14 protein-coding genes and 1 pseudogene are annotated in these 13,215 nt (G+C 44.4%); 7 read left to right on the top strand and 8 right to left on the bottom strand.

What is annotated here, in order from left to right:
- Window positions 1-30: 30 nt before the first annotated feature.
- Both ACQVGT_RS15535 and cueR read right to left on the bottom strand, forming a co-directional pair.
- Window positions 31-1,365 carry a hemolysin family protein gene (locus tag ACQVGT_RS15535; protein WP_009966903.1) on the bottom strand — a complete coding sequence of 445 codons (1,335 nt, stop codon included), beginning with the start codon at window positions 1,363-1,365 and terminating at the stop codon, window positions 31-33.
- A gap of 60 nt (window positions 1,366-1,425) precedes the next feature.
- Window positions 1,426-1,857, bottom strand: coding sequence for a Cu(I)-responsive transcriptional regulator (cueR, locus tag ACQVGT_RS15530; RefSeq protein WP_041518217.1), 432 nt, complete (start codon window positions 1,855-1,857; stop codon window positions 1,426-1,428).
- 156 nt (window positions 1,858-2,013) lie between these two features.
- Between cueR and ACQVGT_RS15525 the strand changes: the two genes are divergently transcribed.
- Entirely contained in the window at window positions 2,014-3,195 is a 1,182-nt protein-coding gene (locus tag ACQVGT_RS15525; protein ID WP_015383213.1) for a pyridoxal phosphate-dependent aminotransferase, read from the top strand.
- A gap of 299 nt (window positions 3,196-3,494) precedes the next feature.
- A complete protein-coding gene (locus ACQVGT_RS15520; RefSeq protein ID WP_015483017.1) occupies window positions 3,495-4,880 on the top strand; it encodes a hemolysin family protein in 1,386 nt (461 codons plus the stop codon).
- Between the two features lie 13 nt (window positions 4,881-4,893).
- Here ACQVGT_RS15520 and crcB read toward each other — a convergent pair whose 3' ends face one another.
- From crcB to ACQVGT_RS15505, 3 genes are read right to left on the bottom strand one after another with little or no spacing between them, the layout of a single operon-like run.
- Window positions 4,894-5,250, bottom strand: a complete 357-nt coding sequence (gene crcB, locus ACQVGT_RS15515; protein WP_015383215.1) for a fluoride efflux transporter CrcB — start codon at window positions 5,248-5,250, stop codon at window positions 4,894-4,896.
- The gene (locus tag ACQVGT_RS15510) at window positions 5,247-5,642 is read right to left on the bottom strand and encodes a fluoride efflux transporter FluC (protein ID WP_015483018.1); all 396 of its coding nucleotides are present in this window, start codon (window positions 5,640-5,642) and stop codon (window positions 5,247-5,249) included. The genes crcB and ACQVGT_RS15510 overlap by 4 nt, the downstream gene beginning before the upstream one ends.
- A complete protein-coding gene (locus tag ACQVGT_RS15505) occupies window positions 5,629-6,360 on the bottom strand; it encodes a glycerophosphodiester phosphodiesterase (RefSeq protein ID WP_015383217.1) in 732 nt (243 codons plus the stop codon). Before ACQVGT_RS15505 ends, ACQVGT_RS15510 begins: the two co-directional genes overlap by 14 nt.
- Window positions 6,361-6,593: 233 nt before the next feature.
- On the opposite strand from ACQVGT_RS15505, the gene ACQVGT_RS15500 reads away from it, so the two are divergent.
- The 3 genes from ACQVGT_RS15500 (at window position 6,594) to srtN (ending at window position 8,778) form a co-directional block, all read left to right on the top strand.
- The gene (locus tag ACQVGT_RS15500) at window positions 6,594-6,701 is read left to right on the top strand and encodes a YhdX family protein (RefSeq protein ID WP_009966908.1); all 108 of its coding nucleotides are present in this window, start codon (window positions 6,594-6,596) and stop codon (window positions 6,699-6,701) included.
- 148 nt (window positions 6,702-6,849) lie between these two features.
- Window positions 6,850-7,965 carry a small-conductance mechanosensitive channel protein MscY gene (mscY, locus tag ACQVGT_RS15495; RefSeq protein WP_015383218.1) on the top strand — a complete coding sequence of 372 codons (1,116 nt, stop codon included), beginning with the start codon at window positions 6,850-6,852 and terminating at the stop codon, window positions 7,963-7,965.
- A gap of 69 nt (window positions 7,966-8,034) precedes the next feature.
- The gene (gene srtN, locus ACQVGT_RS15490; RefSeq protein WP_015383219.1) at window positions 8,035-8,778 is read left to right on the top strand and encodes a sirtuin NAD-dependent deacetylase; all 744 of its coding nucleotides are present in this window, start codon (window positions 8,035-8,037) and stop codon (window positions 8,776-8,778) included.
- A 23-nt stretch (window positions 8,779-8,801) separates the two neighbouring features.
- On the opposite strand, the gene ACQVGT_RS15485 is transcribed toward srtN, so the two are convergent.
- On the bottom strand, window positions 8,802-9,650 hold the full coding sequence (locus ACQVGT_RS15485; RefSeq protein WP_015483019.1) for a polysaccharide deacetylase family protein: 849 nt from the start codon (window positions 9,648-9,650) through the stop codon (window positions 8,802-8,804).
- Between the two features lie 284 nt (window positions 9,651-9,934).
- On the opposite strand from ACQVGT_RS15485, the gene dat reads away from it, so the two are divergent.
- Complete coding sequence (gene dat, locus ACQVGT_RS15480; RefSeq protein ID WP_015483020.1) at window positions 9,935-10,783, top strand: D-amino-acid transaminase; 849 nt, start codon at window positions 9,935-9,937, stop codon at window positions 10,781-10,783.
- Between the two features lie 42 nt (window positions 10,784-10,825).
- Here the strand turns inward: dat and nhaC are convergent, their stop codons facing one another.
- Window positions 10,826-12,187 (bottom strand): Na+/H+ antiporter NhaC, encoded by a 1,362-nt coding sequence (gene nhaC / locus ACQVGT_RS15475; RefSeq protein ID WP_015383221.1) that lies wholly within the window; start codon window positions 12,185-12,187, stop codon window positions 10,826-10,828.
- 126 nt (window positions 12,188-12,313) lie between these two features.
- The gene (locus tag ACQVGT_RS15470; protein WP_015383222.1) at window positions 12,314-12,814 is read right to left on the bottom strand and encodes a universal stress protein; all 501 of its coding nucleotides are present in this window, start codon (window positions 12,812-12,814) and stop codon (window positions 12,314-12,316) included.
- 163 nt (window positions 12,815-12,977) lie between these two features.
- Here ACQVGT_RS15470 and ACQVGT_RS15465 point away from each other — a divergent pair.
- Window positions 12,978-13,136: pseudogene (locus ACQVGT_RS15465) on the top strand (hypothetical protein); the annotation flags it as partial.
- Window positions 13,137-13,215 lie beyond the last annotated feature (79 nt).

Here is a 13,215-nt window from a genome sequence, read left to right as displayed (position 1 = left end):
AAAAGCACCTTATACAAGGTGCTTTTCTTATTATGCTTCCTGCTGGTTAGCTGTCTCCAGAAGTTCTTCTTCTTGAAGCTTTTTCACTTCAATATATGCGACGTGGTGGCCGTCAATTTCATTAATGATGAATTCGCAGCCCTCTTCGATGATGGAATCATCTTTTTCAACATCGTATTTTTGAGTAAGGAACCAGCCGCCGATTGTGTCGACTTCTTCGTTCTCTAAATGAATGCCTAGCAGGTCGTTTACTTGGTCAATTAACACTTTTCCGTCAAGAATATAATGGCCTTCGCCGATTTTGCGGATTTCGCTAATTTCATCAATATCAAATTCGTCGCGGATTTCACCGACAATTTCCTCAATGATGTCCTCAACCGTCACAAGCCCGGCAGTACCGCCGTATTCATCAGACAAAATGGCCATGTGGACCCTCTCTTTTTGCATTTTGACAAGCAGGTCTTGGATCGGCGCAGATTCAATGACATGAATGATCGGGTTGACGAATTGAGAAATGGTGGAATCAACAGATACCTCACCGCTGATGCAGGCGGTCAGCACTTCTTTAATGTTAATAACCCCGATAATGTTATCTTTATCGCCCTCTTCCACAGGGTAGCGGGTATATTTTTCAATCTGAATGATGTCCATCATTTCAGAAATCTTGATATCATGCGGAAGGCTGACAATTTCGGTCCGCGGAATCATAATTTCTTTCGCGAGCCTGTCGTCAAATTCAAAGATTTTATTCACATATTTAAACTCTGATTGGTTGATTTCACCGCTTTTATAGCTTTCAGACAAAATGATTCGCAGCTCTTCTTCTGAGTGTGCCAGTTCGTTTTCTGAAACGGTCTCCAGGCCAAATGCTTTGGTCAATAACCGTGCGGAATTGTTCAAAAGCCAAATGAATGGGAACGCGATGCGGTAAAACCAAATCAGCGGTTTCGCAAACAGCATAGACACTGCTTCCGCCTTTTGGATAGCGACTGTTTTAGGTGCAAGTTCTCCGACAACAACGTGTAAGAACGTGATAATGGCATACGCAAAAATAAACGATATGACATGTGAAAGGGAACCTGGAACGTTCATTTGGACGAAAAGCGGGTGAAGCAGCCTTTCGATCGTTGATTCACCTAAAACCCCTAATCCGATGGAAGTCAATGTAATTCCGAGCTGACACGCAGATAAATATTCATCAAGATGCGTGGTCACTTTTTTTACGGCTATTGCTGCTTTATTTCCTTCCGCGATCAGCTGATCGATCCGTGAGCCTCTGATTCTGATAATGGCAAACTCAGATGCCACGAAAAATGCCGTCAGGGCGATTAAAACAGCAACTAAAATCAAATTCACTATGTCCAATTAGAACCTTCACTCTAGCAATGAGAATGAAGGTAACACCTCCTGTTAGATAAAATGGTTTTAACTTAACAGCAGCATAAATGATTGGAACACGGCGAGCTTTTCAGGCGGGAGTTTGCTTTTCAGCTTGTCACGATCCTCGGGCTTCAGCCGTTCAAACCGATGCAAGATTCCGGAGATGTTTTGATTCATATGATCAATTTCTAATGCCAGATTTCCAATTTCATCATCAAGTTTAGCTGAAGAGGGAAACTGGTTCTCCAGTCGATCTTTAATATCGGACAGGGCCAATCGCTGCTTCTTGCAATCTACAATAAATATAAGTCGTTTGAGTGCATTTTCGTCGTAGTAACGGTAATTTGAACAGGATCTGGCCGGCGTAAGCAGACCGAGATTCGTATAATAATCAACTGTCCGTTTCGTTACTCCGGCGAATGCCGCTAGTTCACTGATGCGATAAGTCTCAGCCCCATCTATATCCCTCCCAACCATCACGTTATAGTTATGAGAATAGTTTAATATATGAACGGTGTCTTGCACAAGTTTATTGTTTTTTTCAGACCGGAATTGGAAGTTGTGGAATTCATCATCTGATTGAAGTAACATAGGAAGATAGAATTTTCAAATTTTTATATGCGGAAGGGACAGATGAAATTGGCTGGGTTATCCCGGGAAGTTGAAGAAAATTTAAATAAAGGATCATGGATTCGCAAGCTGTTTGATGAAGGTGCAAGGCTGAAGAAGGAGTTCGGGGAAGACCAGGTATTTGATTTTTCACTCGGCAACCCGATTGTTGAACCGCCTGAAGCTTTTAAGAGAGCGTTAATAGAGGAAGCTGAAAAAGGCAGCCACGGATACATACAAAATCAAGGGCTTCCTGCAGCGAGAGAAAAAGTCGCGCAATTTCTGGGGTCGCGTTTTGAAGCTGATTTCTCAGCGGAGCGTATCGTCATGACGGTGGGTGCGGGAGGCGCTTTGAATGTTGCGTTAAAAAGCATCGTAAACCCTGGGGAAGAGGTCATTATTCTCGCACCTTATTTTGCCGAATATAAGTTGTATATTGAGAACTACGGGGGAAAGGCCGTCAGCTGCCCGTTGACAAGCCGGTTTGAGATCGACATTGAAGCGGTAAGGCAATCGATCACTCCACAGACGAAAGGGCTGATCCTCAATACTCCGCATAACCCCACAGGCACGGTTCTCAGCCAGAAAAATATAGACGATTTAGGCGCTTTATTAAAAGAAATAGAAGAGAAGAGCGGCCAGACGATTTATGTGCTGTTTGATGAACCGTACAGTCAATTAATCTATGATGAAGAGCTGGCAAATCCGTTTCAATCGTACCATCGTGTGATATTGGCCAGCTCATTCAGTAAAGATCTCGGCATAGCTGGGGAGCGGCTCGGGTATATCGGATTGGACAGCCGAATGCCGGATGCGGACCTTTTGATCAACGCTTTTGTGTATTGTAATCGAACGCTTGGATTTGTGAATGCCCCTGTCATGATGCAGCGGGCTGTGGCACGAATGGATGATTTAAGAGTAGACGCGAGCGCTTATAAAGAGCGCCGGGATTTAATGGTAGACATTTTAAAAGAAGCCGGTTTTGAATTTGAAATGCCAAAGGGAGGTTTCTTTGTTTTTCCAAAATCGCCGATTGAAGATGAAGTTGCATTTTGCGTGCATGCCGCCCAAAAATACAAATTATTAATTGTGCCGAGCAGCGGTTTTGGAATGAGCGGGCATTTCCGATTATCCTTCAGTGTGCCGATCGAGCAGATTAAAAACTCACGGGACATTTTCATTTCTTTATATAAAGATTTTGCTTAAGAAGGCAAAGAAAAGAAAACAGTTTTCAAGGCTGTTTTCTTTTTATATCCGCAAAATCCTTCCTCTTCCAATCCAGACAGGCGCAGAATTGACCATGATAAAAGTCTAAAAATTAAAAATCATTTTTGGAATGAGTTGTGTTACAATAAAATATACAATTTATAATCAAACTTTGACTTTTGGAGGTGGTATGATGGGGCCCTCTGCTTAGGCAACAATACACCGCGTACCTCAATGTTAAGGAAAAATGATTATATCAGGAGGTGACTCCTTATCCTTTGTTGAGAGGATAGGGTTAAATGGACGATATTGACAGTCTGATTTTAATTGGCGTGCTCATTGCTTTAACCGCGTTTTTCGTTGCAAGCGAGTTTGCGATTGTTAGAGTAAGGAGATCCAGAATAGATCAGCTTATCACAGAAGGAAACAAACGGGCGATACTCGCAAGGCGTGTCATTACAGATTTGGATGAATATTTATCCGCATCCCAGCTAGGCATTACATTAACATCAATCGGGCTTGGCGTACTGGGTGAACCGGCCTTTGAACGGCTGCTGCATCCACTGTTTGAACCGCTCGGCTTGCCGGAATCGGTTTCACATGCAGTCTCTTTTGCAGTCGCGTACGGCTTGATCACGTTCCTGCACGTTGTTGTAGGTGAACTGGCCCCGAAAACGGTCGCGATTCAAAAGGCAGAACAGCTGACTTTACTGATAGCGGGCCCTTTGCGTTTATTCTATTTGCTCCTGTTTCCGTTTATTTGGATCCTCAATGGATCGGCGCGGCTTTTATGCGGGATGTTCGGTTTGAAGCCTGCGTCAGAACATGATGGTTCCCATTCTGAGGAAGAACTCAGGATGCTGTTATCTGAGAGTTTAAAAAACGGAGAGATTAATCCGTCTGAATATAAATATGTGAATAAGATTTTTGAATTTGATAATCGGATCGCCAAAGAAATTATGATACCGCGGAAGGAAATGGCTGCTGTGTCAACTGAGATGACGATGGCCGAGATGCTTGAAGTCATGCTGAAGGAAAAATACACGCGCTGGCCAGTCACAGATGGGGACAAAGACAGTGTGATCGGTTTGGTCAATACGAAGCATTTGTTTTCTGATTTGCTGTTTATGACAGAAGAAGAACGAATGAAGATGACGATCCATCCGTATGTGAGGCCGGTCATCGAAGTGATTGAAACGATCCCGGTTCATGACTTGCTGATTAAAATGCAGCGCGAGCGCATTCATATGGCTATATTGTCGGATGAATACGGAGGAACCTCGGGACTTGTGACGACAGAGGATATTCTTGAGGAAATTGTCGGAGAGATCAGAGATGAATTTGATGAAGATGAACAGCCGCTGATCCAAAAGCTTGGCGACGGCCATTATGTGATGGATGGAAAGGTTCGGATCGATCAGGTGAACAGCCTTCTTGGCGCATCGATTCAAGAAGACGTCGATACGATCGGCGGGCTGATATTAAAAGAAAACATCGATATTGAGGCTGGCGAATCCATTCGCATCGGTTCATATACGATAAAGGTGCTGAAGATGGATGGCCGATTAATCAAGCAAATCGATATAAAAGAAGAAGCCGGCAACACAACCGGGATTACGGCGCACCACAAGCTGCCGCTGCCTGAGCCTGTGATGCTGAACAGTGCAACCTTGAGCGAGAAATAAGCTCAAGGTTTTTTTACATTGTGATTGTCCAGCCGCACCAAAATGTCAAAAGCGATCCGCAAAGTGTCAGGGCGATGTACAAGCTGCTTTCTATTACACGTTTGGCCATAAGGAGTTGAATACTTTCAACGCTGAAGGTGGAAAAGGTCGTAAAGGCGCCAAAAAACCCCGTGCCGATGATAAGCGAGACCGAAGCATTTGCAACGTGAAGTCCTGTAAATATTCCGAGCCCGAGAGCTCCGAGAATATTGACTGTCAGTATGCCAATGGGCAGGCTCAGACCTTTGGTTTTGGCGGTTATGACATTGCCAAGCCAGAAGCGAAGCATTGCGCCAAGTCCGCCCCCTATGAAAATACCCGTTAGTGTCATCTTTCCTGCAGCCCCTTTCTTTGCTGAATGCCTGCTATGCGCCGTCCCGCAAAAACACCAATCAGTGCAAATATGATCCCTGATATCAATGAGGCTGCCACATATAAAAGAGCCAATGAGGGTTGTTCTTGCAAAAGCATCACTGTTTCCTTAGAAAACGTGGACATTGTTGTGAAGCCTCCGCAAAAGCCGGTGCCTAAAAAAGCCGACAGCAGAGGCCGTTTTGCCCCGATCATAAAAAATCCGGTCAAAATGCCTAATAGAAGGCTGCCTGCCGCATTTTCCAGCCAGGTTGACGCCGGGAACTGACCGGTGTGTATCCATAAGTTTAATCCGTATCGGAGGCAGGCGCCAAGCGCGCCTCCGATAAAAACCGCGCTATATATTTTCATGTTTGCCATCCTTTATGATGAAATCCGGGTAATCTGTAACGATGCCGTCCACGCCCATGGCTTGTAATTTTGCCGCTGTCTTTTGATTGTTGACAGTCCATGCAAATATGGTTAAGCCATTTTTATGGACGGAGCCGATCATCAGACGGTTGAGCCGTGTGTATTTTATATTGACATAGTTTGCAAAAGAGCGGAAGGCCTTCATCTGATTTCTGGACAGCATGCCAAAGTTGGGCCTTGTAATGATGGCTGTCGGAATCGATGGATAAAGCTCGCGGAATCTTTGGACGGAGCGGAACTGAAAGGATTGAACAATATTATTGATAGAAAAAGAAAATTGCCCTAATAGCTGCCCCACCTCTTCTTCAATTCCGACTTGAGACGGATGGCCTTTTAGTTCAATTAAAAGGCCGATTTTTTTGTGGTAGCGCTTGAGCACCGCTTCCAGGGTCGGAATACGCTCTCCTTGAAAAGCGGGGCCGTACCAGCTTCCTGCATCGAGTTTTTGCAATTCCTCCAAGGTAAAATCCTTAACAAAGCCCGATCCGTTTGTTGTTCGGTCAACCCTGTCATCGTGTATCACAACAATCTGCCTGTCTTTTGTAAGCTGAACATCCAGTTCGATCATATCTGCATTCATTTTCACCGCAAGGTCAAATGCGGCAATCGTATTTTCCGGAGCGTAGCCGGATGCTCCGCGATGGGCAATGATGTACAAGCTAAGTCAGCTCCTCGTATGGGCATTTCTGTTATTGTATCAAATCCATATATGCACCGCGATACAAACTGGTGAATTTTTTCTGCCATATCGGAATGGTCCGGGCTGAGGAATGCGTATAACTAAAAAAAGACACTCAGCGTATCAGAACACATTTCGTCAGAAAATTAGGTCTTTCGACATGTTCACAACAAAATATGATCCTTTATAATAGCAAAAAAGGAGGCGAGATCATGGGAAAAGGGAGAATCAGAGTGGAGGAAAGAATTAAAGCCGAAACGGATGCTGAAATGCAAAAAGCAACTCTCCTTGATCAGACACAAACGAAAAAAGGTAAGTGACTGTCCCTATTGAATCTGGCTGATAGATGAATTGAGAAATGACCCCGGCGTTTCGCCGGGGTTTTGTGCTGCAAAAGACATTTAAATGAACATCCTTACGAATATTTTAGTATAATAAACAATTGATTGGGATAGAAGGGAGACAGTCATGCCGGATTATCTGCAGCAGTATTTTACGCTTGATATCATCATTCAAATCGGCATCAGCTTGGCGATTTTGCTGGTGTTTCTTATACTTAGAAAATTATTCACAAGATATTTCTTTAACCTGCTTTTTAATTTGACAAACCGGCCGAAAACAGAAATTTTTAAACAGGTGGTTCTGGCGTTTGATAAGCCGGCCAGATGGTTTTTTGTTGCCCTTGGGCTGTTTTTAGCGATCCGGTATTCACCGTTTTTAGATGAGCAAATGCCGGTCATCAGCAAAATATACCGCTCACTGATTGTGGCGCTCTTGTGCTGGGGTCTTTGTAACTTGACCGCAACATCGTCGTTTATCTTCCATAAGGTGAATCAGCGCTTCGAGCTTGACATGGATGACATTCTTGCTCCGTTTTTATCCAAATTGCTTCGTTTTGTGATCATTGCGCTCAGTGTCAGTGTGATCGCTCAGGAATTCAATTATGATGTCAACGGATTTGTAGCGGGCCTAGGTCTTGGCGGGCTGGCTTTTGCGCTTGCCGCGAAGGATACCATCAGCAACTTCTTCGGCGGTATTATTATTATTACTGAAAAGCCGTTTACAATTGGTGACTGGGTGGAGACGTCGACAGTAACAGGATCAGTCGAGGATATTACCTTTAGGAGCACGAGATTCAGAACAGCACAGGGGGCGCTTGTAACGGTGCCGAACTCTACGCTGTCGATGGAAGCGATCACGAACTGGACAAGAATGACCAAACGCCAGATTACGTTTTCCATCCATGTGTCCTACGCTACGCCGATTGAGAACCTTGAACGCTCCATTCATTCTCTCAGAACAATGCTCTTAGAGCATGAGGGCGTTGATAATGAAACAATCATGGTCAACTTCGATACGTTTGCCGACAGCTACTACAATTTATTTTTTAACTTCTATACAAAAACGACAGTTTGGGCTGAAAACCTTAATATTAGAGAGGATATCAACTATAAAATTATTGAGATTTTAGGTGCGGAAGGTGTCCAGTTTGCATATCCCGGCCAAATGGTTGTTGTCAAGCAAAAGCACGAAAGCGACCCATTCCAGGTGAATCTAAATAAAGAGGAAAAGGAACGGGCTTAAAAGAGAGACTTCGTCTGACAGAGGCGGAGTCTTTTTCATGGTAAAATAAGAGAAAAAGGCGGTGTTGAGTTGGAAGCATTCAAAAGTATTCTACATGAAGCACAGAGAATTGTTGTGCTGACCGGAGCGGGAATGAGCACAGAATCAGGGATTCCCGACTTTCGTTCAGCAGGTGGCATTTGGACGGAAGATGCCTCAAGAATGGAAGCGATGAGCCTTGATTATTTTTTAAGTCATCCGCGTCTGTTTTGGCCCAAATTCAAAGAATTGTTCCAGATGAAAATGAGCGGCAGCTTTGAACCGAATGAAGGCCATTTGCTTTTAGCTGAGCTGGAGAAGCAAGGGAAGCAGATCGATATTTTCACACAAAACATTGACGGTCTTCATAAAAAAGCGGGGAGCAGGCATGTGTACGAACTGCATGGTTCTATCCAGACAGCAGCTTGTCCGGCATGCGGCGCCCGATATGATCTTCCCCATTTGCTGGAGCGGGAGGTGCCGGAGTGCACGGCGCCCGGAAACAATGGGGACATTTGCGGAACGGTATTAAAAACCGATGTTGTTCTCTTTGGCGACGCCGTCATGCACTTTGACACCCTTTATGAAAAGCTGGATCAAGCAGATCTTTTATTGGTTATCGGCACGTCTCTCGAAGTGGCTCCGGCTAGATTTGTGCCTGAGGATGCAAGTCTGATTCCCGGCATGAAGAAAGTCATCATAAACCTTGAACCAACGTATTGCGACAGCTTGTTTGACATGGTCATCCATCAAAAAATCGGCGAGTTTGCCCGAAGTTTGGGCATAAAAAAGTGAGCCGCCTTATGCGCCTCACTTTTTTATTCATGAACAGGAACCATTGTGTCCTCTAACACTCCGAAGGAATAGCCTTTTTCTTTTAATTTATTGATTAGTACCGGCAGCGCGTTTACGGTAGCGGGAAGATCATGCATGAGAATCACATTCGGGCGGCCTGAAGAGCTGTGTTCCATATTTTCAAGCTGCTCTAACACGGCCGTCACATACTTTGAATTTCGGTATTTCCAGTCCATGCTGTCAATCGTCCAATCCCAGTACACAAAACCGTCTTTCTCAAGATTGCGGATTTGTGAGGGGGTTAGTGACGGTTTGCTTCCGTATGGCGTTCTGACAAGATCGGTTTTATAACCTGTAATGTCCTGCAGCGTGTCACGCGCCTCCTGCATTTCTTTTAGAGGAGATGTCGGTGTTTGATAGAACAATCTGTTATTGTGGGTAACGCCATGTAAACCGAGTGCGTGGCCTTCCTTTTCTGCTCTTTTCACAGCTTGTTTGAATTCGTTCATCCGCGGTGACAGCATAAAAAACGTCGCTTTTACATCAGCGCTTTTCAGTACATCGAGCAAGCGGTTTGTAAAGGCTGACGGGCCGTCATCGAAGGTTAAGTAAACCGTTTTATCTCCCATGTCCTGCTTTGTCTGCAGATGTTTTATCAGCAGATCGGGGGAGTCGTTTTTCAGCTTAAGGCTTTCCTTCTCATCTCGAAGCTGTCCGTTAGTTGTGACAGTGACTTCCTTTGCTTTCGTTGAACTGTTGGAATAACCCAAAATCACCATAAGCAAAAGCAGCACACATAAAACTGTTAAACTTGCAAATTTAAAAGCAAGCGAAACTGCAGAAGGAGAAGCCTCTCCTCTCGTTTGTCGCATAACAATCTCTCCATTGGCATAAAATCTCTACATAATGCTGTACAGCAGGCAGCTTATGAAGATGCCTTATGTTTACAACCTATGTATTACCAGTCAAGTATACAGGAATAAAACTGGAAAGCACATAGAAAATTTGTCGAAATGTCAGATTTTAAGGAAAAAATAAACTCCTTTCCGCTATAGATCTCTTGATCTTTCTGTTTTTCAGCTTGTCCAATATGGTAGAATTAGTGACAATGACAGCTTGAATGACATCAGGGACATCTCGAAAAGGGAGGGCTTTTATGAAGGTTTTAGTCAATGGCCGGCTGATTGGGCGCAGTGAAGCATCAATCGATTTGGAAGATCGCGGTTATCAGTTTGGTGACGGCATCTATGAAGTGATCAGGGTGTACAAAGGAGTATTGTTCGGCTTACGTGAGCATGCTGAGCGTTTTTTCAGAAGTGCTGCTGAAATCGGAATTTCACTGCCATTCAGTATAGAAGATCTCGAGTGGGACCTGCAAAAACTTGTACAGGAAAATGCGGTCAGTGAGGGAGCGGTATACATTCAGACAACAAGAGGTGTGGCCCCGCGAAAACACCAGTATGAAGCCGGCCTCGAGCCGCAGACTACTGCTTATACGTTTACGGTGAAAAAACCGGAGCAAGAGCAGGCATACGGAGTGGCGGCCATTACAGATGAGGATCTTCGCTGGCTAAGATGTGATATCAAAAGTCTGAATTTACTGTATAATGTCATGACGAAGCAAAAGGCCTATGAAGCGGGAGCATTTGAAGCCATTTTACTTAGGGACGGCGTTGTTACGGAGGGTACATCCTCTAACGTTTATGCCGTTATCAACGGCACGGTGCGAACACATCCAGCTAACCGGCTCATTCTCAATGGAATTACACGGATGAATATTTTAGGACTGATTGAAAAGAATGGGATCAAACTGGATGAGACTCCTGTCAGTGAAGAAGAGTTGAAACAGGCGGAAGAGATCTTTATTTCGTCAACGACGGCAGAAATTATTCCGGTCGTGACGCTCGATGGACAATCGGTCGGAAGCGGGAAACCCGGACCGGTGACCAAACAGCTTCAGGCTGCTTTTCAAGAAAGCATTCAACAGGCTGCTAGCATTTCATAAATGAACGAAGAAAAGAGCCCGCTTTATACAGCGGAGCTCTTTTTATTTTTTAACAAATCCAATCAAAATGGAGATCATCGGCGATATATAGAGGAAGAACGTAAACGGGATGTAGTCTATGACTGGAACACCAAGTGCGCTCGCCATAAATGCGCCGCTGACGCCCCAAGGAATCAATGGGTTAATTAATGTTCCGCCGTCCTCTAATGACCTTGTCAGAAATTTTCGCTGGATGTTTTGTTTGTCATATAAGGATTTAAATGATTGTCCCGGTATTAATATCGATAAATACTGTTCGCCGGTTGCCAAGTTGACGCCGATGCTTGAGCAGACAGTTGCTGCAACAAGACGGCCTTTTGAGCGGATGCCTTTCATGACGCCTTCCAATAGTGCAGAAATCAATCCGATTTTCTCCATCAATCCGCCAAGTGCAAAAGCAATCATAATGAGAGAGACAGAGCCCATCATGGATTGCAGTCCGCCTCTGTTGATAATTTTAGCGGCTGCCTCATTGTCAGTTTCGAAAGTTGTCCCATTTTGCAAAGCTGTCATAAACGCCTGCAGGCTGCTGTCGGGTACAAAAATAGCAGTCAAAATTCCCGAGGAAATAATTCCGGCAGTCAGAACGGGGATTACTGATACCCGTTTAATTGCCAGCAAAACGACTAAGAGCGGAGAAAGAAGGGCCCACGGTGTCACGTTTGCAGCATCTTTTATTCCGGTTATGACCTGCTGAATATTCTCGGTTGAAGCAGCGTCCGCTGACACTGATGAACCGAGAAAGTAAAACAGAACGACAGTGATGAGCAAAGCTGGAATGGTTGTGCCCATCATATGGCGAATGTGTTCAAAGATCGGTATTTCGCCTATCCCGGCTGCAAAGTTGGTTGTGTCCGACATCGGCGACATTTTATCCCCAAAACAAGCGCCGCATATGACTGCGCCTGCTGTCCATTCAAGCGGAACGCCAGCCGCGCTCGCCACGCCAATCAGCGCTACTCCGATTGTGCTTACAGTTGTCAGGCTTGAGCCAACAAGTGTGCTGATGATCATACATGAAAACAAAGCAGTCAACAGAAGGTGGCTTGGTTCAATAAAGGCTAGGGCATAAACTGTCACAGTCGGTATTGCGCCGCTGTACATCCAGGCGCCAATTAAGATGCCGATCAGCGCTAGAACAATAATCGGCTGTACGCCGTTTTTGATCCCGTCTACAATCCCTTTTTCAATGCTCTTCCAGGAAAATCCAAACCATAAAGCTGCTGCTGAAAGCATGACAACACTTAAAAACAGCGGGATATGAGGTTCTACATGAAGCAAGAATAAGCAAGAAATAATAATGCATAACATGAATATAAATAAACCGACGGCTAACGGAAACGTCAGCTTTTTTTGAGAATCCAAAATAACACCCCATATTTATCTTTAATGCTTTTGCGCTTTTGGGCACGAAAGCATTATAACAGAAAAAAACGAAAATCTATGTTTTTTCACAATTATGAATATAAAAGAAGTGAGCACAGGGCGTGCTCACTTTACAATCAGGACGGGTATATCCGATTTTGCTGAAAGCTTTTCACTTACACTTCCGAATATTAGCTTTTTCAGCCTGTTTTGGTCTCTGCTTCCGGTTACGATCATATCGGCAGAAATGCGGTTTGCATGCTCGATAATTGATTCAGCCGGATCGCCTTCTAATATATCGATATCTCCATCTGCCTGCTGTTCATTCAGCATCATTCTGGCTTCGGCGATGACTTCTTCCGTACGGTCTTCATAGATCATTGGCTCAGGTGATGTTACATCCGATATCAGCGGATCAGGAACACTTGTCACGCCTCCGCTGATATAGCTTGCCTCAGCTGCGGGTCTGGGCGGGTCGATGACGGTCTGATTGTCTTTCATATCATGTGAATGGGCGACGGTAATAGTGGCATTTACGGTTTTAGCAAGATCAATGGCTGTCTGAAGCGCTTTCTTACTATTTTCACTTCCGTCAAACGCAACAATGATACGGTCAGCATGGAACATCCTTCTCACCCTTTCAAAGCGTCTTACAACACTACTACCCGAATTTGAGCACAATTAACCTTTTCCTATTCAAGTAATGATTGACAATAAAAGGTTTTGTTTATATGATGATAAAAAGATGAAATCAGAATGGAAGGAGGGTTTGCTATGCCAAGGAATTTACGTGTTTATCAAACAGTTTCATATTGGCGCGGCAAACCTTTTGTTCTGTTTTCGTGAACGGTTTTTTAGGTCAGACCGCGCGCTGAAAAGCGCTGTGCGTAACATATCGGTTAAAAAAGGCATGGAGCTGACGCTTCATGCCTTTTTTATATACAAAATCTATGGAAAGACAGGTGTATGGGATGTGAAGACAAATACAGAGGCGAGGGCTGTTCGTGCCAAATTGGATGAAAAAAGCT

Source organism: Bacillus sp. SCT118, assembly GCF_058566435.1.
Note: the sequence above shows the minus strand (reverse complement) of the source record. Positions and strands in the feature narration are given on the sequence as shown.